Below are 26,074 nucleotides of genomic sequence, written 5' to 3'. Positions count from 1 at the left end.
CGGGGCCTACCTTTCGCCCTACGTCCGCGGCACTTCCCCAGCCGCGACGGAGCGCATCGAGGAGTCCCGCGTGAGCACGCCCGTTGACCTGTTGCCCCGACCGTCGTCCGGCCGGACCCCCTCCGCCGAGCAGGAGGTGGGACTGGACGCACTGCTCGAGTTCTTCGCCGACGAGGCGCCGGTGTCGGCCCGCCGCACCCTCCGCCGCTCCGGTGCGCAGCTGCGTGGGTGGGCGCGGTCCTCGTCCCGGCGCGCCGCCGCCTGGGGCGCCGTCGCCCCGCCGGCCGCCGGCGGCTCGACCGCTGTGCTGCCGGTCGCGGTCGAGCCGGCCGCCGTCGTCGTCCCCCGTTCCACCTCGGTCGCGACGGAGGCCGGGCAGTGATCGTCTGGCCGGTGGTCGCGGTGGTGGGCTTCGTCGTGCTGGCCGCGCTGGTCGTGGCCCTCGCCCAGAGCTCGACGGAGCGGTACGAGTTCGAGCGCAACCAGGTGCAGCGCAACCAGGCGCAGCGTCCCCGGGCCGAGGCGCCGGTGCTGGCCACGGCCGGCGCGGTCGTCGGCGCGGCCGAGGCGGCGCTCCCGGCGGCCAACGAGGTGGCCCCGGTCGCGGCGGTGGTCCCGGAGCCGCGGACCGAGCAGGAGGCGCGGTCGGCCGGGCTGGCCGCGCACCCCGCGGGCAAGCGGGTCGGGGAGCACGGGCCGGCGGCGTGGTGGCTGGTCGCCGAGTCCGAGGAGCGCCCGGGCGAGCAGGTCGTGGCCGGCCCCTTCCCGGACCGCATCGAGGCCGAGTGGGCCGGGCTGACCGGGGCGGGTCAGCCGGTGCACGGGGTGCGCCGCGCCGACGGCCGGGTCGTGCGCCGGCAGCTGCCGGAGGAGCGGGCGTGGCTGTCCGACCTCAGCGACCAGCTGGACCGGCTGCCCGCCGAGTGGGACCACGACTTCGCCGACGACGACGAGCTGGTGACCCTGGTCGTGGAGGTGGCCTCGGCGCTGGTGGAGTCCGGGCTGCAGCTGCACGACTGCGTGGGGGAGGAGACCGCCGGCGGCGTCTGCCTGAGCCCGGAGCCGGGCCGCCCGGGCATCGTCGTCAGCTGGCACCAGCACCACCGGGCCAGCTCCGAGGACGTGCGCTCGGCCGCGGCGCACGGCGCGGTGCAGGCCGCGATGAACCTGGCGCTGGCCGAGTGCCTGCTGCAGCTGGGCTTCGAGGTGGAGCCGTTCGGCGACTCCGGCTGCTCCCTGGTGGTGGTCGGGGCCCGCTGACCCACCGGCCGGGCTCCGGCCCGTCGTACCTGCTCGTGCACCACCCGCCGCACGGATGTGGCGGTCCAGCTGCCCAGGGAGGGACGGCGTGGGACTGAGCGTCGTCACCAACACCACGGCGATGACCGCGTACCGGCACCTGGGGACGGCCGACCAGGCGGCGCGCAGCGCGCTGGAACGGCTGTCCTCCGGTCTGCGGATCAACCGCGCGGCGGACGACGCCGCGGGGCTGGCCGTCTCGGAGGGGCTGCGCGCGCAGATCGGCGGCATGCGGCAGGCGGTCCGCAACACCCAGGACGGCATCAGCGTCGTCCGGACGGCGGAGGGGGTGCTCGCCGAGAGCACCTCGGTGCTGCAGCGGATGCGCGACCTCGCCGTCCAGGCGGCCAACCGGGGTGGGCTGGGCGACGCGGCGCGGTCGGCGGTGCAGGCGGAGATCGCCCAGCTCAAGGAGGAGCTGACCCGCATCGCCGACGCCACGACGTTCCACGGCACCCGGCTGCTCGACGGGACCCTCGACGCCACCTTCCTGGTGGGTGCCGACGCCGGCGACACGATCGACGTGCGGATCGGCGGCGCGATGGGGGCGCTCGGCCTCGGGGTGGCCCGGCTCGACGTCACCCGGGACCCCTCGGCCGTGCGCACCGTCGAGCCGCGCGGCCGGGGCCAGGCCCTGGGCGGCGGGGTGGCTTTCCTGGGGGCCACCGTCTCGCCGACGGGGATCGGCCAGCTCCGCGGCGTGGTCACGGTGGGCGGCGTCAGCATCGACCTCGGTGCGGTGCCCTACGTCCCCGGCCCGGGCGTCGTCGACAACGCCACGGCGCTGGCCCAGCTCAACGCGTACGCGGTGAGCCAGGGCGCCACCTGGTCCACCGGCTCCGGGGACGCCCCGTTCATCGACGACGGGGACGACCTGCTCTTCCGGTCGGCGACGCCCGCCGACACCGACACGGCTGCCGACCTCGGCCCGCTCACGCCGGCCTTCACCCCGCCCGTCCCCGCCCTCGGGCTCTCCGTCGACGTCGCCGCGCCGGTGGCCGCGCCTCCACCGGCGCCCGGCGCGCTCGTCTTCACCCGGACGTCGCTGGACGACCTGCCGACGCTGCGCGGCTCCATCACCGTCGGCGGCCGCACCCTCGACCTGGACCGGGTTGTCTACAGCGGCGCCGGCGGGGCGCAGGCGCTGGCCGAGCTGAACGCGGCGGCCAAGGCGGCCGGCATCACGACCGAGGACGACGCGTTCGCCCTGGCCACCGTCGCCGACGGGTCCGCCGACGACGGGCCGGCGCTGGTGTTCACCGGCCCGGTGCCCGCGGGCTCCACACCGGCCGACCTCGCGGCGGCCACGCCCGGGTACACCCCGGGCCTCGACGTGATCACGGTGATCGACCGGGCGATCAGCGCGGTGTCGACGCAGCGCGCCGAGCTGGGCGCCGTCCACAACCGGTTCGAGCACACCGTCGCCCGCCTGGGGGTGTCCCTGGAGAACGCCACCGCCGCGGAGTCACGGATCCGCGACACCGACATGGCCGCGGAGACGGCCCGGTCCACCCGCGCCCAGGTGCTCACCCAGGCCGGCACCGCCATGCTCGCCCAGGCCAACCAGTCGGCGCAGTCGTTGCTGACCCTGCTCCGGGCGTGAGCAGCTCAGTGCGCGTCGGCCCAGGAGCGGACGACCGCGACGTCGAGCGGGAAGTCGACCGGAAAGGTGCCGAACAGCAGCCGTCCGGCGCCGGCCGCGGCGGTGCGCACCGCCGCGGAGACCTCGTCGGCCAGGTCGGCCGGGGTGTGCACGACCACCTCGTCGTGCACGAAGAACACCAGGTGCGGGCGGGTGGTGAGGGCGCCGTCGCCCAGCCGCCACAGCCGGTTGCGGAGGTCGGCCAGCCAGCACAGCGCCCACTCGGCCCCGGTGCCCTGGACGACGAAGTTGCGGGTGAAGCGACCCCACGACCGGCGTTCGCGTCCGCGGTCCTCCGCGCTCGTGCCGCCGTCGGGTTCCTCGGCGGCGGGCACCGTCCACGCGCCCGTGGGCAGCGGCGAGCCGCGGCCGAGCAGGGTGTGCACCACCTCGCCGCGCTCCCCGGCGCGGGCGGCCTCCTCGACCAGCCCGATCGCCCGCGGGTAGCGGCGGGTCAGCCCGGGCATCATCCGGCCGCTCTCGCCGCGGGTGGCGCCGTACATCGCCCCGAGCATCCCGATCTTGGCGTCGGCGCGGGTGGCGACCGCCCCGCTGTCGACCATGCCCTGGTAGAGGTCGGCGGCCCGCGCGGCCTCGGCCATCATGGTGTCGCCGCTCATCCCGGCCAGCACCCGGGGCTCGAGCTGGGCGACGTCGGCGACCACGAACCGCCAGCCCTCGTCGGCCCGGGCCGCCGGGCGCACCGGGGCGGGCACCGACAGCGCGCCGCCGCCGGAGGACGCCCACCGGCCGGTGACCACGCCGCCGGGCAGCCAGGTGGGGCGGAACCGGCCGTCGGCCACCCAGGCGTCCAGCCACGCCCAGCCGTTGGCAGCCAGCAGCCGGGAGAGCTTCTTGTACTCGAGCAGCGGCCCGACCACCGGGTGGTCGAGCTGCTCGAGCGTCCACGAGCGGGTGTCGGCCACCGGCAGCCCGGCGGTCTGCAGCGCCCGGAGCAGGTCGGGCGGGGAGTCGGGGTTGAGGTCGGGGGCGCCCAGCGCCGCCCGGATGGCGGGCACCAGTCGCTCCAGCCCGGCCGGCCGCGCGCCGCGCACCGGCCGCGGGCCCATCAGCGCGGTGAGCAGCCGGTCGTGCACGTCGGCCCGCCACGGCATGCCGGCGTGCGTCATCTCCGCGGCGACCAGCGCCCCGCCGGACTCGGCCGCCAGCAGCAGGCCCAGCCGCGCCCGCTGCGGCGAGGCGGCCACCGTCGTCTGCTGCCGGTCGTGCTCGGCGGTCGGGTCCAGCCGGTCGGCCGGGTCGTCGAGCGGGAAGAGGGCCGGCTCGGCCGCCGAGACCGGCTCCAGGGAGTCCCAGCCGGCGGTGTCCGGGCCGGTCAGCAACGCCGGGTCGGCGAAGGGGGAGCGCCGCAGGACCGCGTGCGCCAGCCGCAGGTCGGTGCACCGCTCGACCCGCACGCCGGCGGCCAGCAGCTGGGGGTACCAGCGCGTCGTGTCGTCCCAGACCCAGCGCGGTCGCTCGGGCTCGCGGGCGGCCACGTAGCGCGCCAGCTGCCCGGCCGGCACCTCGGCCAGCCGCAGCGTCGTCCCGTCCGCGGCCAGGTCGCGGGCCACCACGACGTCGGCTCCGCGCCGGGCCAGCAGCACCCGCTGCACCGGGGCGTCCGCGCGCCCGGGCAGCTCGACGGTCACCCACGCAGTCTCGCCCACGGGTCCGACACCGCCGCTGTACCACGTGCAGCAGGTCGTGCTCAAGAGACCCGAACGGGTTGCCGATGACCACCGAGACCGGAGCTGACCAGCACCGGGACACCACCGTCGCCCGGAGAGGACCAGTCGTGCCCGCAGAGCCAGCGGTCGTCGAGGGCGCGCCCGTCGTCCCGTCGGTCGGCTCGCACACCGACCGTCCCGAGGCGCGGAAGGGCGCGCTCGTCGTCTACGCGGTGCTCGCCGTCAGCGCCCTCGCCCTCTTCGGCGTCGACCGCACCCTCGGCGTGGTCGCCGGCGTCATCAACGTCGTCTTCGGCATCTACTTCTGCCGCCACCTGGCCTTCGCCGTCTCCGCGGCGCGCTGGGCCGAGGCCGACCTGCTCGCCGCGGACGTCGACCTGGAGGGCTACACGCCCTCGGTCGCGGTCTTCGTGGGCTGCAAGAACGAGGAGCTCGTCGTCGACGGGATGATCCGGGCGCTGCTGGCCCTGGACTACCCGGCCGACCGGCTCCAGCTCGTCGTCGTCGACGACGGGTCCGACGACGACACCGGGCCGCGGCTGGACGCATGGGCCGTGCGCGAGCCCCGGCTGCGGGTCATCCACCGGGCCGCGGGCTCCGGCGGTGGCAAGTCCGGCGCGCTGAACGAGGCGCTGCGCACCGTCGAGGCCGAGGTCGTGCTGGTCTTCGACGCCGACCACGAGCCCGACCCCAACGCCCTGCGCCGCCTGGTGCGCCACTTCCGCGACCCGCAGGTGGGCGCCGTGATGGGCCGCTGCGTCATCCGCAACGGCCACGACTCCTCGCTGGCCTCGGTCGTGTTCGTCGACTACCTCTCCGGCTACCTGGTCAACGAGTACGGCCGGCAGGCGATGTTCGAGCTGCCCGCCTACGGCGGCGCCAACTGCGCGGTGCGCATGTCGACGCTGCGGGCCCTGGGCGGGTGGAACCCGAACACGGTCACCGAGGACACCGACCTGACCCTGCGGGTGCTGCTCTCGGGGCAGCGGGTGCGCTACGACGTCTCGGCCGTCGACTACGAGGAGGCCGTGGTCACCGCGCGCCGCTTCTGGAAGCAGCGCTACCGCTGGGCCCGCGGCCACCAGAAGTGCATGCGCGACTACTGGCGCCCGATCCTGCGCACCGAGCACCTGACGCTGGTCGAGAAGGCCGAGTCGATGATGTTCCTGCTGACCTACCACGTCCCGGTGCTGTCGGGCATCGGCCTGGCCCTGACCGTGCTGCGCGCCTTCGGCATCGGCGACCTCCCGCTGATCGGGCTGCTGCCGCTGTCGATGCTGCTGTTCGTCGGCCCGCTCGCCGAGCTGAGCGTGGGCCTGCTGGTCAGCCGGGTGGAGCGGCGGGCGGCCTGGCAGCTGATCGGCTTCCTGCCCTCGTTCGCGCTCTCCATCTGGATCACCACCCGCGCGTACGTCGACGGCATGCTCGGCCGCCCCTACACCTGGGTGAAGACCACCCGCTCCGGTGCGACCTCCACCCTCGCCCCGGGCGCGGTCCCCCCGCCGCTCGTGGTCGCGGCCCCGGCCGCCGTCCCGCTGACTGGCCCGGCCGACCGGCCGCGCTCCTTCGCCGCCGCCGCCGCCGCGGCCGACACCCGGGAGGTGACCTCCCGTGGCTGAGGCCGTCCTCGTGCCGCCGGTCCCGCGCCGGCCGCGGGCCAGCACCCGCCGCCAGCTCGCCGTCGTCGCCGACCTGCTCCTCGCCCTGCTGATCTGCCTGGCCGGCTTCGGCTACGGCGCGTACTGGATGCAGGTCCAGGAGGCCACCTGGGTCGTGTGGGTGCTGCACCTGTTCGGCGTGGACTCCGTCTCCGGGGTGCTCCCCACCCGGATCCTGATCTTCCGCGAGGACGGCGAGCTGCTCAACGCCGTCGTCACCGCCTCCTGCTCGTCGATCCTGTCGGTCGTCGGCCTGACCGCGCTCACCGCCTCGGTGCTGCGCAGCCGCCGCTGGCACGCGGTGGCCGGCCTGGCCGTCGCGACGGTCGCCGTGCTGATCGCCAACCACGTGCGGCTGCTGCTGTCGACGGTGATCGGGCTGCAGTGGGGAGACGGTTCGCTGGTGCTCTTCCACGACTGGGTGGGCACGCTGTGGAACCTCGCCGCCACCCTGGGCGGGTTCCTGCTCATGGTCTGCGTGACGCTGCCCTCCAGCGTGCGCGCCGAGCAGGACGTCGCCGGCCGGCACACCGCCCGCCGTCCCAGCAGCTGGGCCCGTCCCGGACTGGGCTACCGGCTGCCCGAGCTCGACCAGAAGGCGCCCGTGCAGGGCCGCAACCTGGCCGGGCTGGTGCACCGCTTCGTGCTGCCCCGCCGGGTGTCGCGCTGGCTGGGCGCCCGCCGGGAGGCCGCCCGGATCGACTACCGGATCGGCCACCTGCCGGTGGACGCCCGCCGGGAGCGCGTGGCCGCCCTGGCCGCCGACGGCCTGGGCGCCCACACCGCCTCGCTGCTGGCCGTGGCCACCTACGAGCAGGACGTCACCGTGCTCGACGCCCTCGCCGACGCCGTCGCCGCCCGCCAGTGGGAGCCGGTGACCAACGAGCGGGTCTCGTCGCTGCGGCTGTGGGCGCGCGGCTGGAAGCTCAGCCGCGCGGTCCAGCCCGCCGCCCCCGCCCCGGCCCTCCCCGTGCCCGCGCCGGTCGCCGTCGCACCGGTGTCCCGCCCCGCGCCGCGCCCCGGTCCCACCCCGCGCAGCTTCGCCACCCCGACCCCGCCCACACCCGACGCCGAGGACCCCCGATGACCCGCTCCCTGCACCCCTGGCCGGTCCCGCCGCCGCGCGTGGCCGTGGTGGACGTGCGCAGCCTGCCCCGCCCCGGCGTGCCGGTGCTGCCCGTCCCGCGGGCGGCGGAGCCCACCACCCCGGAGCGCACCACCCCGGAGCCCACCACCCCGGAGCCCACCACCCTGGAGCGCACCTCCGAGCCGGTCATCCCGGCCGCCGCGCCGGCCGCCGGGGGCGCGTCCGGGTCCGCCGTCCTGGTCACCGGCTCGGGCGGTCCGGCCGGGGTCGCGGTCGTGCGCCGGCTGGTCGCCCTCGGGCACCGGGTGGTCGCCGTCGACATCGACCCGATCGCCGCCGGCAGCGCGCTGGCCGCCGTCGGGGGCGTCGTCCCGCGCGCCGACGAGCCGGGCTTCGTCGACGCCCTGCTCGCGTTCGCCGCCGAGCACGGCGCCGACGCGCTGGTCAGCACCGTCGCCGAGGAGCTGCCCGCGCTGACCGCCGCCGCCGGCCGGTTCGCCGCCGCCGGTCTCGCGACCTGGCTGCCCGAGGTGGCCGCCGTCGACCTGTGCTGCGACAAGGCCGCGTTCGCCGTCCGGCTGGTCGAGGCCGGGGTGCCGACCCCGGCGACCGCCGCGACCGTCGCGGGCGCCGCCGACGTCCCCGGGCCGTGGATCGTCAAGCCCCGGGCCGGGCGGGGGAGCCGCGGCGTGCAGCTGCTGGACTCCGCCGCCGAGGTCACCGCCGCGATGACCGCCGACCCCGGCCTGATCGTGCAGACCCGGCTCGCCGGCCGGGAGTTCACCGCCGACGCGCTCGTCGCCCGGGACGGCGAGCTGCTGACCGTCGTGCCGCGCTGGCGGGACGCCACCAAGGCCGGCATCTCGGTGCAGGGCACCACCTTCGAGTCCGAGGCCGTCACCACCGTGGTCGCCGACGCGCTCGAGGCGGTCGGGCTGACCGGTCCGGCCAACGTCCAGGGCTTCGTCGCCGACGACGGCACCGTCACCGTCGTGGAGATCAACCCCCGCTTCAGCGGCGGGCTCCCGCTCACCCTCGCCGCCGGCGCCGACGTCGTCGGCGCCTACCTGGCCGGCGTCCGCGAGCCGGCCGCCCAGCTGCCGTACCTGTACTTCAGCCCCGGGGTGCGGATGAGCCGGTACTTCGCCGAGACCTACACGTCCCTCGACGGCGCGCCGGTCAGCGACCCGTGCGCGGCCCCCGCGGTGACCCGGTGAGCCGCAGCCGGCACGTGCTGGTGCCCTTCGGCACCCGCCCGGAGGTCGTCAAGCTCGCCCCGGTGGTGTCCGCGCTGGTCGCCGCCGGGCACCGGGTGGACGTCGTCGACACCGGGCAGCACGCGGACGCGGCGATGGCCTCGCAGCTGCAGGAGGCCCTCGGCCTCACCCCGACCCACCGCTTCACGCTGCCCACCGAGCCGGCGTCGGCCCGCACCGGCGCGCTGCACGCCGACGCCGCCACCGCGCTGGCCCGCTTCCGCCCCGACGTCGTCCTGGCGCTGGGCGACACGAACACCGTCCCGGCCTACGCGCTGGCCGCCCGCGGGGCCGGCGTGCCGTTCGCGCACGTGGAGGCGGGGCTGCGCAGCTACAACATGCGCAGCATCGAGGAGGTCAACCGGCGGGTCGCCGCGGCGACCGCCCAGCTGCACCTGGCGCCCACCGTCCGGGCCGCCGGCTCGCTGCACCGGGAGGGCGTGCCCGCCGAGCGGGTGTTCGTCGTCGGCAACCCGGTCATCGACACCCTCGTCACCCGCGGCGTGACGCCCGTCCCGGTCGCCGAGCGCACCGGCGTGCTGGTCACCGCCCACCGCCCGACCAACGTCGACGACCCGGTGCGGCTCGCCCGGCTGGTGGCCGTCGTCCACGGCCTGGCCGAGCGGGTCGGTCCGGTGACCTTCCCGGTGCACCCGCGCACCGCCGCGCGCCTGGCCGCCGCCGGGCTCACCGGCGCCCTCGAGCACCCGGGCATCCGGCTCACCGGACCGGTCGACCACGACACCCTGCTCGCCGCGCTGCGCTCGGCGAAGCTCGCCGTCACCGACTCCGGCGGCATCCAGGAGGAGGCCGCGCACCTCGGCGTCCCGGTGGTGGTGCTGCGCTCCTCCACCCCCCGCTGGGAGGGCGTGGAGGCCGGGACGACGACGCTGGCCGGGCTGACCGACGACGGCGCCGCCGAGGCCGTGCTGGACGCCGCGGCCGCGCACACCTCCGCCGCCGGCCAGGCCCGGGCCGCCGCGCTGCCCTGCCCCTACGGCGACGGCACGACCGGCGCCCGGATCGCGGCGATCCTGGCCGACGAGCGCACCGACGCCCTGCTCGAGCTCCCCGAGCCCGACTTCACCGACGGCCGGCTCCCGTGGTGACCGGCTGGTCCGGGCCGCCGCCGCTGGCCGTCGTCGTCGACCTCGACGACACGCTCTACCCGCAGTCCTCGTACCTGGCCGGGGCGGCCGCGGCCGTCGGCGCGGCCGCGGCCACCGCCGGCCTGGACGGCGCCGCCGTGCACGCCGCGCTCGCCGCCGAGCTGGCCGCGGGCTCCGACACCGGCGGCACCATCGACCGCGCGCTGCTGGCGACCGGGGTCGACGCGGCGGCGCTGCCCGCGCTGCTGCCGCCGCTGGTCGCCGCGTTCACCGGCCACGTGCCGGACCGGCTGCCCACCTACCCGGGTGTGCAGGCCGCGCTGACCGCGCTCGCCGCGGCCGCGCCGCTGGCCTGCCTGACCGACGGCGCCCCGGCGATCCAGCGGGCCAAGCTGGCCGGCACCGGGCTGGAGCGGCTGCTGCCCCTGGTCGTCCTCAGCGACGAGCTGGGCGGACGGGCCACCCGCAAGCCCTCGCCGGCCGGACTGCTGACCATCGCCGCGCGGCTCGGGGTCCCGGCCGACCGGTTGCTCATGATCGGCGACCGGCCGGGCAAGGACGTCGCCGTCGCGGCCGCCGTCGGCGCCTGGGCGATCCGCGTCCGGCAGGGCGAGTACGCCGGCGCCCCCGACGTCCCGGCTGCGTGGGCGGTCACCGACACCTTCCCCGAGGCCGTGGAGCGCGCACTCTCCGTGATCGCCCACCCGACCGTGGCCGGGTCCCTCACCCGGAGGCAGGACATCCCCTCCCGGGGCTCCAGCCGAGGCGCTGACTTGTCGATGACAGGAGCACCAGGCGGACCGTTCGCCACAGAGTCGAGGGCAGGCAGATGACGAAGACACCAGTGACCGGGCAGCGCACCCGGCGCCCGCTGCGCGCAGCGGCGCTCGCCGTGCTGACCGCTCTGCTCGCGGTGGTCGCCCCACTGCTGACCCCGGCCTCCGCCTCGGCCACCGGCTACTACGGGTACGACGGCGGCTACAACGGCGGGTACAGCGGCGGCGGGTACTCCGGCCCGGTCGTGGTCTTCCCGGTGCTCAACTGCATCCAGTCCGGCTCCAACGGTGCCTTCACCGCGGTGCTCGGCTACCGGAACACCAGCACGAGCACCTACAGCATCACCGGTGACTACAACGTGTTCTCCCCGTCGTCCTACAACGGCCGGCAGCCCACCACGTTCAAGCCCGGCACCTACAACGGCGTCTTCTCGCTGCCGGTCAGCTCCGGCACCGTCTACTGGACGCTCGGCAGCACCAAGCTGACCATCAGCCGGACCGCCGCGGCCGCCTGCCCCAAGGACACCCAGATGCCCGCCGACGGCAACGGGACCGGTGTGGTGGGGGCCCTGGCCGTCGCCGCCGGCCTCGGCGCGCTGGTCGTGCACCGTGCGCGCCGCCGGGCGGGCGCCACCCCCGTGAAGGAGACCGTCGATGCGTAGCGTGCTGGCCGTCGGGGCCCACCCCGACGACATCGAGCTGGGCTGCGGCGCCACGCTGCTGGCCCACCACGCCGCCGGCGACCGCGTCACCATGCTGGTGCTCACCGGCGGGGAGAACGGCCCCGGCGACGAGCTCGGCCAGACCAGCCGGCGCCGCCAGGAGCAGCAGCAGGCCGCCCGCACCCTCGGCGCCGAGCTGCGGTGGGGCGGGCTGCGCGACTGCACGGTCGTCCCCGACTCCGCGACCATCGGCATCATCGAGTCCGCGCTGCGGGCCACCGGCGCCGACCTGGTCTACGTCCACGCCCCCGACGACAGCCACCAGGACCACCGCGCGGTGTCCGCGGCGACGCTGTCCGCGGCGCGCCGGCTGTCCCGGGTCATGCACTACCAGAGCCCCTCGACGCTGACCTTCACCCCGACGGTCTTCGTCGACGTCACCGCCCACCTGTCCGGCAAGCTCGCCGCCCTCGGCGCGCACGCCTCGCAGGTGGAGATGTCGGCGATGGTCGAGCCGGACGCCGTCGTGGCCTCGGCCCGGCACTGGGGCGCGCAGGCCCGGATCGGCTACGCCGAGGCGTTCGCGCCGACGCGGATGGTCCTGGACCTGGTGCCCACCCCGCGCCCGGCGGTCCTCGACGCGGTGGGCGCCGACCTGGTGGCCACCCACCGGCTCAGCAGCCTCATCGCCGCCCCGGTCGCCGCGGGCTGACCCCTCAGGAGCCGTACTGGCAGACCCGGCACAGGCCGACGTCGTCCGGCACGTCCTCCACGGCGATCACCTGGACCTGCTGGCCGCACAGCGCCGGCACGTCCTCGTGCGACTCCAGGGCCACCCGGCCCACCGCCTCGGGCACCGCGTGCAGCGGCCCGGCCAGCCTCTCGCCGGCCGGGCCGCTGTCGTCTGCACTCCGCCGGGAGCGTCCGACCAGGTTCGCCATGCCCCCACCATGCACTGCCCGTCGGTGGACCCGCCCGTCGGCCCAGGTGGTGCATGCAACCCGGTGGCCGTGGGCAGGGAGGAGCGGCGTCCGAGCCATGGACGCCGGTACGTATACGTACGCAGGAGCAGCGGATGACCAGGTCCATCGCCCACCAGACCGTGACCGAGCTCGGCGGACCGGGCAGCGTGTTCGTCCGCCAGCGCGCCGACCACGAGCAGCTCGACCGGCTGCTGCAGGAGCTCGACGGCACCACCGGCACCGAGCAGGAGCGTGTCCTCCGCCGGATCGACCGGCTGGTGTTCAGCCATGCGTTCGCCGAGGAGACCGTGCTCTGGCCGGTCATCCGGCGGGTCCTGCCCGACGGCGAGGCGCTCACCCTGCAGGTGGAGGAGGAGCACCAGGAGGTCAACGAGCTCGTCAGCGAGCTGGAGACGCTCGGGCACGACGACCCGCGCCGCGCCGCGACGCTCGCCCGGCTGGTCGAGGTCCTGCGGGAGGACGTGCGGGACGAGGAGGACGTCATGTTCCCGCGGCTGCAGCAGGCGCTGGACGGCCCTGCCCTGCGCCGGCTCGGCCGGCAGTGGGAGATCGCCCGCCGGGTGTCTCCGACCCGGCCGCACCCGACCGTGTCCCGCCGTCCCCCGGGCAACGCGGTCTCCGGGCTCCCGCTGTCGGTCCTCGACCGCAGCCGCGACCTGGTCGACGCCGGTGTCCAGCACGCCCCCGACCGGCTCGCGCCCGTCGGCCGGGCGGTCAGCCGCGGGCTGGCCGCAGTGGCCGGCTGGGTGGAGCGGGTGCCGCTGTCCCGCCGGGGTGACCGGCCACCGACCAGCCGCTGACCCCACGACGACGACGACGAAGGCCCCTGCGCTCCTCACGGAGTGCGGGGGCCTTCGTCGTGCGGGGCGACCCTCAGGTCAGGTCGTCTCCTTGCGCTTCGGCGCCTCGCGGGCGTCGAGCTGGATCTCCTTCTCCGCGCGCGGGACGCCGGCCTTCAGCTCCTTGGTCCGCTCGATCTCGGCGTCGAGCTCGATGCCGAAGAGCAGTGCCAGGTTGATCAGCCAGAACCAGATCAGGAAGATCACCACGCCGGCCAGAGCGCCGTAGGTCTTGTTGTAGCTGCCGAAGTTGGCGACGTAGAACGCGAACGCCGCCGAGGCGACGACCGCGACCAAGATCGCGACACCGGCACCGGGGCTGACCCACTTGAAGCCACGCAGCTTGGCGTTCGGGGTGGCGTAGTACAGCACCGCGATCATCAGCGCGAGCAGCACCAGGATGACCGGCCACTTGGCCCAGCTCCAGATGTTGAGCACGGTCTCGCCGAGACCGATGCTCTGCCCGATGGCGTCGACGACCGGGCCGCTGAGCACCAGCATCGCCAGGATCAGCGCGGCGAACAGGATGCCGATCAGGGTGACCAGCAGCTGGAGCGGCTTGAGCTTCCAGATCTTCCGGCCCTCACGGGTCTCGTACACGATGTTGGCGGCCCGGGTGAAGGCGCCGACGTAGCCCGAGGCCGACCAGATGGCGGCCGCGATGCCGATGATGAGGCCGAGGCTGGCCGCGCTCGAGCTGCCCGCGATCTGCTGGATCACCGGGGTCAGGGTGTCGGCCGCCTGGGCCGGCACCACCTGGGTGATCGCGTCGGTGAGCTGCTGCGGGTTGGTCAGCAGCCCCACGATCGACAGCAGGGCGGTCAGCGCCGGGAACAGCGCCAGGACGCCGTAGTAGGTCAGCGTGGCCGCCCAGTCGGTGAGACCGTCCTCGCTGAACTCCTTCAGCGTGCGCTTGAACGTGCCGCCGGTGGTGGCCTTCGTGTCGGTGCCGGTGGGCGCGTAGTCGGCCCGCTCGTGCGTGATGTTGTCGTCGCCGGGCGCGGTGTCGCGCCCCGCGTCCCTGCTGTCCTGCGCGGTGCCGCCGCGTGCTCCCTCTCGGGGGGCTCGTGCACTGGCTCCGGCCATGGGGGCCTCCGGGTGGGTGTGACACTGGCTGGTCGATGCTGGGTGCCCCGTCCGGGGCCACGCCACGCGCACCGGCGCCGGATTCCGGCAACGGCCGGTCCGGACCGGTGCCCGGTGCCGGCCGAACCCGCCGGTGGCACCGGGCCGGCACCGGGAAGTGCGATGACCGTCACACGCTGTCCACCAAGAAGTCGCTCTGCGCAGGGTTCGCGGCGGTTCGGGCCGGGAAGTGTGCGTCAGGCAGGGGGAGCGGACTCCTGCGGGACGTCGCCGGGAGACCGGCGTGCAACGAAGAGGTGGAGCAGACCAGATGGTGATGTGGCCGGCAGTCAGCGTGCTCGGGTTCCTGGTGCTGACGGCACTCGTCGTCCTGATGGGCATGCAGTCCACCAAGCGCTGGGAGGCGGAGAAGCAGGCCGCCTCCGCCGTGCGGCACACGGCCCCCGAGTCCGCCGCGCGCGCCACCGCGGCGGCCACGGCCGTCCTCTAGCACCCCCGCGCCGCAACCCGGCGCCACCGACATCGCGACGGCGGTCCTCCCCGAGGGCCGCCGTCGTCGCACGTCCGGGCCCGTCCGCCGTCCGACCTCCTGCCGATGGTCATGGCCGGAAGGCACGCGGACCGCCGCGTGTCGGGTGGCACGACGCCCGTGATCGGCCCGCGGTCGCTCCCCCGGACGCGACCGGCCCCTGCCGCCCGCGGGGGCGGGCGGCAGGGGCCGGTCGGGTGGACGGGGAGGTCAGTCGCGGGGGCGCAGCTCCTCGGGCAGGTGGTCGGCCGGGACGCTGGCCAGCCCGGTGGGCTGGTCGGCGGTGGTGGCCTCGTGCTTCCCGCCCTCGGGGGCGTCGACGTCGCCGTCGGCGGCCTCGTGCCGGCCCGCGTGGCGGGCTGCGGTGGCCCCACCTCCGGCCGCCGGCCCGGTGGCGGCCCGGGTGACGGCCGGTCCGGTGGCCGCGCGGGGCGCAGCCGACGGGATGTCGCTCTCCCCGGTGCGGTCGGCGTCGTCGACCGGCGGCTCGACCGAGGTCGGGGCCGCGGCGCCGGCCGCGTTGGCGGCGGCCAGCGCGGGGCCGTCGGCGGGCTGCTCGCCGTCCGCGCCGCCCTGGGCGGCCTGGATGCCGGACTGGGTGCGCAGCGGCAGCTGGGGCAGGAACAGCAGCACGAAGAACCCGAGCGCGACGACGACCGCCGCGAGCAGGAAGACGACGTCCAGCGAGTGCGAGAAACCGGTCTTGAAGGGCAGGGCGATCTCGGCCGGCAGCTCCTGGATGAACGAGGTGTTCGACAGGTCGGTGCCGCCGGCGCCGGCCTGCTGCAGCTGCGGGGCGATCGCGGGGTCCGCCGCCGCGGCGTCCTGCACGGCGCCGCCGATGTCGCCGGGCAGGCGGGTGAAGAGCACCGACAGGAAGACCGCCGTCCCGAGGGTGCCGCCCATCTGGCGGAAGAAGGTGACCGAGGAGGTCGCCACCCCGATCTCGCGCGGGCTGACCGCGTTCTGCACGGCGAGGATGACCGGCTGGAAGTTGAAACCCAGGCCCAGACCGAGCAGCAGCATGAAGGGCACGAGCGCCCAGATCGAGGTGTCCGCGCCGACGATGCGTGACAGCGAGACCAGCGCGGTGACGATGAAGACGACGCCGACCAGCGGGAAGAGCTTGTACTTGCCGGTGCGCGCGATCGTCTGACCGGCGATGACCGAGCCGGACATGATGCCCAGGACCAGCGGGATCATCTGCAGGCCGGCCTCGGTGGGGCTGGAGCCGTGCACGATCTGCAGGTACTGCGGGAGCAGCAGGATGCCGCCGAACATGCCGGCGCCGAGCACGATGCTGCTGACGCTGCTGACCGAGAAGGTGCGGTTGGCGAACATCCGCAGCGGCAGCAGGGCGTCGTCCCGGTAGGCCCGCTCGGCGAGCACGAAGAGGACGAAGCCGACCGCGCCGATGGCGTAGCAGACCAGCGCCCGGGTGGAGCCCCAGCCCCAGGTGCGGCCCTGCTCGGCGACGATGAGCAGCGGCACCAGGAAGGTGATCAGCGCCAGCGCACCGGGCCAGTCGATGCGGTGCTCACGCTTGGTGTGCGGCAGGTGGAGCACCTTGGAGACGACGACCAGCGCCAGGATGCCCAGCGGCACGTTGACGTAGAAGATCCAGCGCCAGCCGGTGATGCCCAGGATCGACGACTGCCCGGACAGGAAGCCGCCGATGACCGGACCGAGCACGCTCGAGGTGCCGAAGACGGCCATGAAGTAGCCCTGGTACTTCGAGCGCTCCCGCGGCGGGACGATGTCGGCGATGATCGCCAGCGCCAGCGACATCAGGCCACCGGCGCCGATCCCCTGCACCGCGCGGTAGGCCGCCAGCTGGTACATCGTGTCGGCCAGCCCGCAGAGCGCGGACCCGATCACGAAGACGGCGATGGCGAACAGGTAGAACGGCCGCCGGCCGTAGATGTCGCTGAGCTTGCCGTACAGCGGCGTCGCGATCGTCGAGGTGATCAGGAACGCCGTGGTCGCCCAGGCCTGCAGGTCGTAGCCGTTCAGGTCGTCGGCGATCGTGCGGATGGCCGTGGAGACCACGGTCTGGTCCAGCGCGGCCAGGAACATGCCCAGCAGCAGCCCGACCAGGATGGTCATGATCTGCCGGTGGGTGAACGCCCCGGAGGCGTCGGGCGCGGCGGCCGAGGCGCGGGCGTCGCGGCGCTGTGCCCCCGTCCCGCGATCGGAGGTCTGGGTCATCGGTCCTTCTCGGGGGTGGTGGTGGCGCCGCCGGGTGCGGTGCCCAGGGTGGGGAGGTGGTCGCTCAGCTGCCGCACCAGGCGGTGCAGCTGGCGGGTGAAGGTGTGCAGCTCGCCGGCGTCCCAGTCGGCGGTCACCTGCGCGAACAGCGCGGCGCGCTCCTGGCGCATCTGGTCGAGCACGGCCTCGCCGGCCGGGGTGACGACCAGCCGGCTGGCCCGGCCGTCGGAGGCGTCGGCGACCCGGCGGACCAGTCCGCGCTCGACCAGCAGGGTCACGTGCCGGCTGACGGTCGAGGGGTCGGCGTGCACCAGCTCGGCGAGCGCTCCCTGGCGGAGCGGGCCCAGCCGGGTCAGCGGGAAGAGCAGCACGTGCGCCGCGCGCTCGCGCGCCTCGGGCCCGGCGCCGCCGGTGCTCTGGTTCTTGAGCAGGTGCATCACCCGGACCAGGTGGACCAGCTCCTCCGGGAGGGACAGCGGGTCGGACGGGGAGGCGTTCTCGGACACGGCCGTCTCGGACACGGGGGCACTCCGGGGGTCGGCGGGGGCGCCGCACTGCGCCGGGAGGAACACGTGCACGGTACAAGCCGTTGCGCTGTGCATGCAATCGTTGCGGCGCCGGACCCGCTGTGAGGCGCGCGACCGCACCCGCCGGGGTGAGACCCTGGAGCCACTGCCCATGGAAGGAACTGCGAGCACACCGTGACCACCCCGCACGACGACCTCCGGTCCCGGCTGTCCGCACTCACCCTCGCCGACGAGCACCGTCTCGGCCGTCGGCTCGACGGCACCCGCCGCACGAAGGACCCCGCCGCGCGTGCCCGGCAGCTCGAGCAGATCGCCACCGAGGTCGGCGCCGCCGAGCAGCGCATCGCCCGCCGCCGGGACGCCGTCCCGGCGGTCAGCTACCCCGAGGACCTGCCGGTCAGTCAGCGCCGCGACGACATCGCCGCGGCGCTGCGCAGCTCGCAGGTCGTCGTCATCGCCGGCGAGACCGGCTCGGGCAAGACCACGCAGCTGCCCAAGGTGCTGCTCGAGCTCGGTCGCGGCGTGCGCGGGCGGATCGGGCACACCCAGCCGCGCCGGATCGCCGCGCGCACCGTCGCCGAGCGGATCGCCGAGGAGCTGGGCAGCCCGCTGGGCGACGTCGTCGGCTTCAAGGTCCGGTTCACCGACGAGGTGGGCGACCGCACGCTGGTCAAGCTCATGACCGACGGCGTCCTGCTCGCCGAGGTGCAGCGCGACCGGATGCTGCGCCAGTACGACACGATCATCATCGACGAGGCCCACGAGCGGAGCCTCAACATCGACTTCCTGCTGGGCTACCTCGCCCGGCTGCTGCCCCGACGCCCCGACCTGAAGCTGGTCATCACCTCGGCCACCATCGACGTCGACCGGATCGCCAAGCACTTCTCCGTGGACGGCGCCGCCGTCCCTGTCGTCGAGGTCAGCGGGCGCACCTACCCGGTCGAGGTCCGCTACCGCCCGGTCATCGACCCCGACGACCCCGAGGCCGACCCCGACCGCGACCAGGTCACCGCGATCGTCGACGCCTGCGCCGAGCTGGTGGCCGAGGGGCCGGGCGACGTCCTGGTCTTCCTGGCCGGTGAGCGGGAGATCCGTGACACCGCCGACGCGCTGGGTGAGCGCGGGTTCCCGCACACCGAGGTGCTGCCGCTCTACTCCCGACTGTCGGCCGCCGACCAGCACAAGGTCTTCCAGCCGCACACCGGACGGCGGATCGTGCTGGCCACCAACGTCGCCGAGACGTCGCTGACGGTGCCGGGCATCAAGTACGTCGTCGACCCGGGCACCGCGCGCATCTCCCGGTACAGCCATCGCACCAAGGTCCAGCGGCTGCCGATCGAGGCGATCAGCCAGGCCTCGGCCCGGCAGCGCTCGGGCCGCTGCGGGCGCACCAGTGAGGGCATCGCCATCCGGCTGTACACCGAGGCCGACTTCGAGAGCCGCCCCGAGTACACCGACCCCGAGATCCTGCGCACCAACCTGGCCTCGGTGCTGCTGCAGATGGCCTCGCTCGAGCTGGGCGACGTCGCCGAGTTCCCCTTCATCGACCCGCCCGACCGGCGCGCGATCGCCGACGGCGTCGCCCTGCTGGAGGAGCTCGACGCCCTCGACGCCCAGGGCGGGCTCACCCCGACCGGCCGCTCGCTGGCGACGCTGCCGCTGGACCCGCGGCTGGCCCGGATGGTCGTGGAGGCCGACCGGCGCGGGGTGCTGGAGGAGGTGCTGGTCATCGCCGCCGGGCTCACCGTGCAGGACGTCCGCGAGCGCCCGGCCGAGCACCAGCAGGCCGCCGACGAGCTGCACAAGCGCTTCGCCGACGAGAACTCCGACTTCCTCGGGCTGCTCAACCTCTGGCGCTACCTGGAGGAGCGCGCCGAGGAGCTGTCGGGCAACCAGTTCCGCCGCACCGTGAAGAAGGAGTTCCTCCACTACCTGCGCATCCGCGAGTGGCAGGACCTGCACGGCCAGCTCCGCGGCACCGCCCGCCGGCTGGGCATGACCCTCGGCGAGCTGGCCCCCGCGCCCGACGAGCGCGGCGTGACCGCGTCCCTGCTGGCCGGCCTGCTGTCCCAGGTCGGCATGCAGGCCGAACCCGCGAAGGGCCAAAGTCGCGACAACGGCCCTTCTCGGGGGGACAAGCGGGGGAGCCGCGAGTACCTGGGCACCCGCAACACCCGGTTCGTGCTCGCCCCCGGGACGCCGCTGGCGAAGAAGCCGCCGCGCTGGGTGGTCGCCGCGGAGCTGGTCGAGACCAGCCGGCTGTTCGCCCGCACCGTCGCCCGGATCGACCCCGAGACGGTCGAGAAGCTGGCCGACCACCTGGTCAAGCGGCAGTACAGCGAGCCGCGCTGGGACGCCAGGCGCGGCTCGGTCGTGGCCACCGAGCGGGTCACCCTCTACGGCCTGCCGCTGGTGGTGGGCCGCCGGGTGCAGTACGGCTCGATCGACCCGGTGGTCTCCCGTGAGCTGTTCATCCGGCACGCCCTGGTCCACGGCGAGTGGACGACGCACCACCGGTTCGCCGCCGACAACGCCCGCGCCATCGAGCGGGTCGCCGAGCTGGAGGAGCGGGCCCGCCGCCGCGACATCCGGGTCGACGACGAGACGATCTTCGAGCTCTACGACGCGCGCATCCCGGCCGACGTCGTCTCCACCCGGCACTTCGACCGCTGGTGGAAGGAGGCCCGGCGCGCCACACCGGACCTGCTGACCTTCACCCCGGAGATGCTCACCAACGCCGCGGCGGCCGGGCAGGTCCAGCTCGAGGACTTCCCGGACGAGGTGCAGCTGACGCAGGGCCTGACCCTGCCGCTGTCCTACGCCTTCGCCCCCGGCGCGGCCGAGGACGGCGTCACCGTCGACGTGCCGCTGGGCGTGCTGGACACCGTGGCCCAGCGGACCGCGGGGGAGTCGCTGGCGTTCACCGTGCCCGGGCAGCGCGCCGAGCTGGTCACCGAGCTGCTGCGCTCGCTGCCCAAGCAGCTGCGCCGCGGGCTGGTGCCGATCCCCGACCGGGTGCGCGAGGTGCTGCCGAAGATCGACCCGACCGAGGCGCTGCTGCCGGCGCTGGAGCGCGAGCTGCGCCGGGCCACGTCGGTGGTCATCCCGCCCGACGCCTGGCGGCCGGCCGAGGTGCCCGCGCACCTGCGCGCCACCTACCGGGTGCTGGACGACGCCCAGCGCCCGCTGGCGCAGGGCAAGGACCTCGCCGCGCTGCGGGCCGAGGTCGCCCCGCAGGCCCGGGCCAGCCTGGCCCGCGCGGCCTCGACCTACGAGCGCAGCCGGCAGACCACCTGGACGTTCGGCGACCTGCCGGCCACCGTCGAGGTCGAGCGCGGCGGGCACGTGGTCACCGCGTTCCCCGCGCTCGTCGACGAGGGCGAGACGGTCGGTGTCCGGGTCGTGCCCACGCAGGCGGAGGCGAGCCGGCTGGGCTGGCGCGGCACCCGCCGGCTGGTGCTGCTGGTGGTCGGCTCCCCGGTCAAGCAGGTGGTCAAGGGCCTGGGCCCGCGCAGCCGGCTGGCGCTGCAGTTCAACCCCGACGGGGAGATCCCCGACCTGGTGGCCGACTGCGTCGACGCCGCCGCCGACGAGCTGATCGCCGCCGCCGGGGGCCCGCCGCGCACCGAGGCCGCGTTCGCCGCGCTGGTCGCGTCGGTCCGCGAGCAGCTGCCGTCGGTCACCACCGACGCCGTCCGCAAGGTGGAGGCGGTGCTCACCCAGGCCCGGGAGACCGCCATCGCCATCGGTGCCGCACCGGGACGGCGGGTGCCGGACGCCGCGATCGCCGACCTCCGGGAGCAGATGGGCGGGCTGCTGCACCGCGGCTTCGTCGCCTCGGCCGGGCGTCGGCGGTTGCCGGACCTGGTGCGCTACCTCAAGGCCATGGAGCTGCGGCTGGAGAAGCTGCCGGCCAACGCCGCCCGCGACGCCCTCTGGACGGCCACCGTCGAGGCGGTGACGAAGGAGTACGAGCAGCTGCGCGCCGCCGTGCCCCCGACCGGGGCGCCCGACGACCCGGTGGCCCGGGTGCGGTGGATGGTCGAGGAGCTGCGGGTCGGGTTGTTCGCGCAGACCGTCGGCACACCCCGCCCGATCTCCGAGCAGCGCATCTACAAGGCGATCGACGCCGTCTCGGCCTGAGCCGGGGGTGCGTCACCCCGGGAGCAGGCCGGCACGCGGCCGGCCTGCTCCCGGGGCGCCTGCTCAGGCGTAGAAGCGCACGTCCGCGACGCTCCACCAGTTGCCGGCCGAGCCGGTCTGCTGCACCCGCACGAACCGCGCGCCGGTGGCCGGGACGCCGATCGTGGTCAGCTGGCCGGTGCCCACGCCCGCGGCGACCTGCCGCCAGGTGCTGCCGTCGTCGCTGACCTGCAGCGCCCAGCCACGGGCGAAGTCCCCGGTGCTCGCGCCGGCGTCCAGCACGACCTGCTCGAACGGCCGGGCGCCGGCACCCCGGTCGATCTGCAGGAACTGCCCGGGCGTCTGGCCCGCGCCGCTGGACCAGCGGGTCGAGGCGTCGTCGTCGACTGCGGTGGTCGCGTCGCCGCTGGAGGACGTGGCGGTCACGCCGTCCGCCGGGAGCAGCGTGCGGTCGTCGGCGAGCAGCCCGGTGGCCGGCCAGGTGAAGGTGGCCAGCGCCCCGCCGGGCAGCGTGTACTCCAGCGTCCGGCCGCCGACGGCGACGGCGAAAGCGCGCGGGGCGTCGTTCTCGTTGTGCACCACGAGCGCCGTCGAGCCGTCCCGGTTGCGGAAGGCGACGTCGGTGATCTCCCCGTTCCAGCCGGTCGTGCCGAAGGAGGTGCTGGCGATCCGCACCGCCCCCGGCTTCACGAACTTCGACAGGTGACCGATCGTGTAGTACTCGGCGTTGGTGGTGACGGTGCCGTGGTCGTTGACGGTGACCAGGCCGGTGCAGGTGTCGCAGCCGCCGTTGTGCGGGCCGCCGCGCGGGTCCAGCGCGGCGTTCCAGGTGATCGCCGACCTGGCCCAGTTGCGCATCACGCCGACGGTGATCGTGCGGGCGTGCCAGGTCAGCGTGCCGCGGAAGTACTGCTCGGGGGTGTCGGTGGCGCCGTGCGAGCCGGAGCACTCGGTGAACCAGACGCCCTTGTCCGGGTGGGCCTGGTGCAGCGCGGTCTGCGCGCTCGGGTCACCGGAGTAGCAGTGGAACGCGGTGCCGGCGAGCCACTGCGCGGCCGGGTGGTCGAGCAGCCGGTACGGGTAGTCGGTCTCCGGGTCCGACCCGACCGGGGTGGTCGCGACGTCGTCCGGGTGGGTCGACCAGTTGTGGTCGTAGCCGAGGATCTTCGTGTCCAGGCCGGCGGCCTTGAGCGCGGGCCCGACGGCCGCGACGAGCTCCGCCTCCTGCTCGACCGGCAGGTCCATGCCCGGGTACTGCAGGGGCTTGCGGTTCTGGGGCTCGTTCTGCAGCGTCAGGTAGTCCACGTGCACGCCGTTGGCGGCGTAGGCCTTCACGAACTCCACGAAGTACTGGGCGTAGGCCGCGTAGATCCGCGGGTCGTCCTTGAGCCGGCCGCCGATGAGGGAGTCGTTGGTCTTCATCCACGCCGGCGCGCTCCACGGCGTGGCGACGATGGTCATGTGCGGGTTGAGCCCGATGGCCCGGCGCAGCAGCGGCAGGATCCGTGCCTTGTCGCGCTCGATGGAGAAGTGCCGCAGCTCGAAGTCGGTCTGCCCCGCCGGGACGTCGTCGTAGGTGTGGTGGTCGCCGCCGGTGAAGTCCGAGGAGCCCATGGGCTGGCGCAGCGCGCTGATGCCGATGCCCTGGACGGGCTGGAAGAGGTCCAGCATCGCGCGGTTCCGGGCGGCCGGGGTCAGCGAGTAGAGGACCTCGGCGGTCGACTCGGTGATGGACGCGCCGAAGCCGTCGACGGTCTGGTACGTCCGGCTCGGGTCGACGGTGATCGTGGGCGCGCTGCTCGGGGTCGTGCCGAAGCCGACGTACCCGCGGTCGTGCAGGAGCTCGGCGCGGTCGGGGGTGGTGACCCAGACGTGGGCCGCGGGCGGCGGTACCGGCGGCGCGGCGGTGGCGACCGAGGCGAGGGAGGTGCCGGTGGTCAGGGCCAGCCCGACGGCGCCGAGGACGACGGCGGAGCGGTGGAGACGACGGTGTCTCATGGGGTCCCTTCAGGGTGGGAGGTGACCTGCCGCACAGTAACCACCCAGGAACGCACAGGTTCACCCAGGACCGCACGTGAGTCGACATGTCGACGTGCGTGCGCTCCGGCACACGACGGTGGTCCCGCAGGGGCCGCCCCGTCCCGATCGGCGTGCCGGGCCGGGCCCGGAGGGCGTCCGGGCCCGGCAGAATCGCGCCGTGGAGCGTTCGGACTTCGGCGCAGCAGTGCGCCATCTGCGGGAGAGCACGGACCCCGTCGTCGTCGGGCTGCCGGCGGGCCGGCGCCGGGTGCCCGGGCTGCGCCGGGAGGAGCTCGGTGAGCTGGCCGGGATGTCCGCGGACTACGTGCGCCGCCTCGAGCAGGGGCGCAGCCACCCCTCGGCCGGCGTGGTGCGGGCGATCGCCCGGGCCCTGCGCGCCGGGCGGGCGGACTACGAGCGGCTGTCCGCGCTGGCCGGGTACGCCGCCGCGGACGGGCAGGTGCCGACCGACCTCGGCCCGGGGGCGACGCGGCTGCTGGAGCGGTTCTCCGACACCCCGATGATCGTCACCGACGCGGCGATGAACCTCGTCGCGGTCAACAGCGCCTTCCTGGCGCTGGAGCACTGGGACCTCCCCGGCGAGCGCTGGGACTGGAACGTGGCGTGGCGCATCTTCTGCAGTCCGTTCGAGGCCTTCCAGCAGTCCCCGGCCGACGCGGCCATGCAGGAGACGATCCAGGTGGCCCAGCTGAGGGCCGCGCTGCTGCGCTACCCCGCCGATGCGTCGCTCGCGGCCCTGGTGGACGAGCTGCGCAGCCGCAGCCGGCGGTTCGACACGCTGTGGCGGGCGCCGCGACCGGTGGCGGCCTACGAGAGCGCCGCGACCTTCACCCAGTCCGACGGGGACTCGGTCACCCTCGTCGGGAACCTGATCGCGCTCCCCGGCGACGACCTCGCGGCCGTCATGCTGACCGCGGCGCCGGGCTCGCGCGACGCAGCCCGGCTGGTCGAGGTGGTCGGTGCAGCCGAGAGCCGTGCGGTCGTGAGGGTGGGCCAGTCCGGCCCAGGATGATCTCGCCGGGACCTGCGACGTTGGTCGGGCAACGCCCCCGACGGCACCCGGAGAAGGCAGGTCCAGCGATGAAGGCAGTGCGGTTCCACGAGGTCGGCGGTCCGGAGGTCCTGCGGTACGAGGACGTCGACCTGCCGGCTCCCGGCGCGGGTGAGGTGCGCGTGCGGGTGGCGGCCTCGGCGTTCAACGCCGCCGACAACGGCATGCGCGGTGGGTTCCTCCCCATCCCGGTCCAGCTGCCGCACGTGCCCGGCTACGACGTCTCCGGCACGGTCGACGCGCTCGGGGACGGCGTGGGCCGGGTCGTCGGCGAGGGTGGGCTGCAGGTGGGGGACGCGGTGATCGGGTTCCTGCCGATGGAGCGGGACGGCGGCGCGGCGGAGTACGTCATCGCCCCGGCCGACGCGCTGGTGCTGGCACCCACGAAGGTCCCGCTCCCCGACGCGGCCGGTCTGCCGTCGGTGGCGCTGACGGCCTGGCAGGCGCTGTTCGACCTCGGTGAGCTGACCGCCGGGCAGCGGGTCCTGGTCAACGGCGCGGGGGGAGTGGTCGGCAAGTACGCCGTCGCGCTGGCCAAGCGGGCCGGCGTGCACGTCGTGGCGACCGCGAGCCCGCGCAGCAGCGACGCGGTCCGCGCGGCCGGGGCCGACGAGGTCATCGACCACACCACCACGGACGTGCTCGGCGCGGTCGACGGGCAGGTCGACGTCCTGCTCAACCTGGCGCCCATCGAGCCGGACCAGTTCGCCGCGCTCGTCGCCGTGGTCCGCGACGGCGGCAGGGTCGTCAGCACCACCGCCTTCATGGCCACCCCCGGCGACGAGGCCCGCGGCGTCAGTGCGGCGACCGTGTTCGTGCTGCCGAACCGGGACCGCCTGGCCGAGCTGGCGTCGCTGGTGGACAGCGGCGACCTGCGGCTCGAGGTCACCCGTCGCATCCCGCTGACCGAGCTGCCCGCGCTGCACGCGGAGGCCGCCGCCGGTCGCGTCACCGGGAAGGTCGTCGTCGAGCCATGAGCATCCCGTACCTCGCACGACCCGAGCAGCACCAGCAGCTGGAGTGGCTGCACGGCGACACCTTGTCCATCCTGCTCGACGGTGCAGCCACCGACGGCCGGCTCATGGTCGGGCGCTTCGACGTGAGCAGGGGTGAGGCGCCGCCCTGGCACGTGCACAGCAGGGAGGACGAGGTGTTCCTGCTGATCAGCGGCACCGCGCTGGTGTGGGCCGGTGACGAGGAGAGCGAGCTGACCGCGGGCGGCATCGTCTGGCTGCCCAGGAACGTGCCGCACTCGTACCGCATCACCTCGGAGAAGGCCGACCTGCTGATGATCAACACCCCGGCCGGCATCGAGGGGATGTTCCGGGAGACCGGACGCGACCGGTCCACCCCGCGACCCGACGGCTTCAGCGTCACACCGCGACCGGAGGTGGCCACCGCGTACGGCAGCACCGTGCTGGGCCCGCCCCGCTGATCGTCACGTCCCGGGGCTGCACGGGGTGCCGGCGACCACGCCGGCACCCCGGG

Annotated in this window: 22 protein-coding genes; 16 read left to right on the top strand and 6 right to left on the bottom strand. The window is 75.1% G+C overall.

All coding sequences use genetic code 11. From position 1 onward, the window contains the following. Window positions 1-70 precede the first annotated feature (70 nt). The 3 genes from ACGBYP_RS08605 (at window position 71) to ACGBYP_RS08595 (ending at window position 2,902) form a co-directional block, all read left to right on the top strand. On the top strand, window positions 71-382 hold the full coding sequence (locus tag ACGBYP_RS08605; protein ID WP_411583002.1) for a hypothetical protein: 312 nt from the start codon (window positions 71-73) through the stop codon (window positions 380-382). After that, window positions 379-1,260, top strand: a complete 882-nt coding sequence (locus ACGBYP_RS08600) for a hypothetical protein (RefSeq protein ID WP_411583000.1) — start codon at window positions 379-381, stop codon at window positions 1,258-1,260. Before ACGBYP_RS08605 ends, ACGBYP_RS08600 begins: the two co-directional genes overlap by 4 nt. A gap of 88 nt (window positions 1,261-1,348) precedes the next feature. Next, the gene (locus tag ACGBYP_RS08595; RefSeq protein WP_411582998.1) at window positions 1,349-2,902 is read left to right on the top strand and encodes a flagellin; all 1,554 of its coding nucleotides are present in this window, start codon (window positions 1,349-1,351) and stop codon (window positions 2,900-2,902) included. 5 nt (window positions 2,903-2,907) lie between these two features. On the opposite strand, the gene ACGBYP_RS08590 is transcribed toward ACGBYP_RS08595, so the two are convergent. Continuing rightward, window positions 2,908-4,611, bottom strand: a complete 1,704-nt coding sequence (locus ACGBYP_RS08590; RefSeq protein WP_411582997.1) for a bifunctional 3'-5' exonuclease/DNA polymerase — start codon at window positions 4,609-4,611, stop codon at window positions 2,908-2,910. Between the two features lie 128 nt (window positions 4,612-4,739). On the opposite strand from ACGBYP_RS08590, the gene ACGBYP_RS08585 reads away from it, so the two are divergent. Genes ACGBYP_RS08585 through ACGBYP_RS08555 form a run of 7 tightly spaced genes read left to right on the top strand, consistent with a single transcriptional unit; the run spans window position 4,740 to window position 11,892 of the window. Beyond that, a complete protein-coding gene (locus tag ACGBYP_RS08585) occupies window positions 4,740-6,251 on the top strand; it encodes a glycosyltransferase (protein WP_411582995.1) in 1,512 nt (503 codons plus the stop codon). Continuing rightward, a complete protein-coding gene (locus ACGBYP_RS08580; RefSeq protein WP_411582993.1) occupies window positions 6,244-7,377 on the top strand; it encodes an exosortase/archaeosortase family protein in 1,134 nt (377 codons plus the stop codon). Before ACGBYP_RS08585 ends, ACGBYP_RS08580 begins: the two co-directional genes overlap by 8 nt. After that, window positions 7,374-8,594 carry an ATP-grasp domain-containing protein gene (locus tag ACGBYP_RS08575; protein ID WP_411582991.1) on the top strand — a complete coding sequence of 407 codons (1,221 nt, stop codon included), beginning with the start codon at window positions 7,374-7,376 and terminating at the stop codon, window positions 8,592-8,594. The genes ACGBYP_RS08580 and ACGBYP_RS08575 overlap by 4 nt, the downstream gene beginning before the upstream one ends. Further along, window positions 8,591-9,742 (top strand): non-hydrolyzing UDP-N-acetylglucosamine 2-epimerase, encoded by a 1,152-nt coding sequence (gene wecB, locus ACGBYP_RS08570; RefSeq protein WP_411582989.1) that lies wholly within the window; start codon window positions 8,591-8,593, stop codon window positions 9,740-9,742. Before ACGBYP_RS08575 ends, wecB begins: the two co-directional genes overlap by 4 nt. Next, entirely contained in the window at window positions 9,739-10,575 is an 837-nt protein-coding gene (locus ACGBYP_RS08565) for an HAD family hydrolase (RefSeq protein ID WP_411582987.1), read from the top strand. Before wecB ends, ACGBYP_RS08565 begins: the two co-directional genes overlap by 4 nt. Further along, window positions 10,572-11,180 (top strand): hypothetical protein, encoded by a 609-nt coding sequence (locus tag ACGBYP_RS08560; RefSeq protein ID WP_411582985.1) that lies wholly within the window; start codon window positions 10,572-10,574, stop codon window positions 11,178-11,180. Before ACGBYP_RS08565 ends, ACGBYP_RS08560 begins: the two co-directional genes overlap by 4 nt. Further along, window positions 11,173-11,892, top strand: a complete 720-nt coding sequence (locus ACGBYP_RS08555; RefSeq protein ID WP_411582983.1) for a PIG-L deacetylase family protein — start codon at window positions 11,173-11,175, stop codon at window positions 11,890-11,892. The genes ACGBYP_RS08560 and ACGBYP_RS08555 overlap by 8 nt, the downstream gene beginning before the upstream one ends. Window positions 11,893-11,896: 4 nt before the next feature. Here the strand turns inward: ACGBYP_RS08555 and ACGBYP_RS08550 are convergent, their stop codons facing one another. Beyond that, the gene (locus ACGBYP_RS08550; protein ID WP_411582981.1) at window positions 11,897-12,121 is read right to left on the bottom strand and encodes a hypothetical protein; all 225 of its coding nucleotides are present in this window, start codon (window positions 12,119-12,121) and stop codon (window positions 11,897-11,899) included. Between the two features lie 134 nt (window positions 12,122-12,255). Between ACGBYP_RS08550 and ACGBYP_RS08545 the strand changes: the two genes are divergently transcribed. Beyond that, window positions 12,256-12,963, top strand: a complete 708-nt coding sequence (locus ACGBYP_RS08545) for a hemerythrin domain-containing protein (protein ID WP_411582979.1) — start codon at window positions 12,256-12,258, stop codon at window positions 12,961-12,963. Window positions 12,964-13,041: 78 nt separating this feature from the next. Here ACGBYP_RS08545 and ACGBYP_RS08540 read toward each other — a convergent pair whose 3' ends face one another. Beyond that, window positions 13,042-14,088, bottom strand: coding sequence for a YihY/virulence factor BrkB family protein (locus ACGBYP_RS08540; RefSeq protein WP_411582977.1), 1,047 nt, complete (start codon window positions 14,086-14,088; stop codon window positions 13,042-13,044). 310 nt (window positions 14,089-14,398) lie between these two features. On the opposite strand from ACGBYP_RS08540, the gene ACGBYP_RS08535 reads away from it, so the two are divergent. Next, on the top strand, window positions 14,399-14,578 hold the full coding sequence (locus ACGBYP_RS08535) for a hypothetical protein (protein WP_411582975.1): 180 nt from the start codon (window positions 14,399-14,401) through the stop codon (window positions 14,576-14,578). 249 nt (window positions 14,579-14,827) lie between these two features. Here the strand turns inward: ACGBYP_RS08535 and ACGBYP_RS08530 are convergent, their stop codons facing one another. After that, window positions 14,828-16,825, bottom strand: a complete 1,998-nt coding sequence (locus tag ACGBYP_RS08530; RefSeq protein ID WP_411582973.1) for an MDR family MFS transporter — start codon at window positions 16,823-16,825, stop codon at window positions 14,828-14,830. After that, window positions 16,822-17,346, bottom strand: a complete 525-nt coding sequence (locus ACGBYP_RS08525) for a MarR family winged helix-turn-helix transcriptional regulator (RefSeq protein ID WP_411582971.1) — start codon at window positions 17,344-17,346, stop codon at window positions 16,822-16,824. Before ACGBYP_RS08525 ends, ACGBYP_RS08530 begins: the two co-directional genes overlap by 4 nt. Window positions 17,347-17,526: 180 nt before the next feature. Between ACGBYP_RS08525 and hrpA the strand changes: the two genes are divergently transcribed. Continuing rightward, window positions 17,527-21,495: an ATP-dependent RNA helicase HrpA gene (gene hrpA / locus ACGBYP_RS08520; RefSeq protein WP_411582970.1), complete on the top strand. Its 3,969-nt coding sequence runs from the start codon at window positions 17,527-17,529 to the stop codon at window positions 21,493-21,495. A 63-nt stretch (window positions 21,496-21,558) separates the two neighbouring features. On the opposite strand, the gene ACGBYP_RS08515 is transcribed toward hrpA, so the two are convergent. Continuing rightward, window positions 21,559-23,493 (bottom strand): discoidin domain-containing protein, encoded by a 1,935-nt coding sequence (locus ACGBYP_RS08515; protein ID WP_411582968.1) that lies wholly within the window; start codon window positions 23,491-23,493, stop codon window positions 21,559-21,561. A gap of 199 nt (window positions 23,494-23,692) precedes the next feature. Here ACGBYP_RS08515 and ACGBYP_RS08510 point away from each other — a divergent pair, with 199 nt between their 5' ends. The 3 genes from ACGBYP_RS08510 (at window position 23,693) to ACGBYP_RS08500 (ending at window position 26,021) form a co-directional block, all read left to right on the top strand. Continuing rightward, window positions 23,693-24,547, top strand: a complete 855-nt coding sequence (locus ACGBYP_RS08510; protein WP_411582966.1) for a helix-turn-helix domain-containing protein — start codon at window positions 23,693-23,695, stop codon at window positions 24,545-24,547. Between the two features lie 68 nt (window positions 24,548-24,615). Then, window positions 24,616-25,563 carry an NADP-dependent oxidoreductase gene (locus ACGBYP_RS08505; RefSeq protein ID WP_411582964.1) on the top strand — a complete coding sequence of 316 codons (948 nt, stop codon included), beginning with the start codon at window positions 24,616-24,618 and terminating at the stop codon, window positions 25,561-25,563. Then, window positions 25,560-26,021, top strand: coding sequence for a cupin domain-containing protein (locus ACGBYP_RS08500; RefSeq protein ID WP_411582962.1), 462 nt, complete (start codon window positions 25,560-25,562; stop codon window positions 26,019-26,021). The genes ACGBYP_RS08505 and ACGBYP_RS08500 overlap by 4 nt, the downstream gene beginning before the upstream one ends. The last annotated feature ends 53 nt before the right edge of the window (window positions 26,022-26,074 follow it).

Origin of the sequence: Modestobacter sp. SSW1-42, assembly GCF_046635825.1 — a bacterium.
Lineage (GTDB): Bacteria > Actinomycetota > Actinomycetes > Mycobacteriales > Geodermatophilaceae > Modestobacter.
Note: the sequence above shows the minus strand (reverse complement) of the source record. Positions and strands in the feature narration are given on the sequence as shown.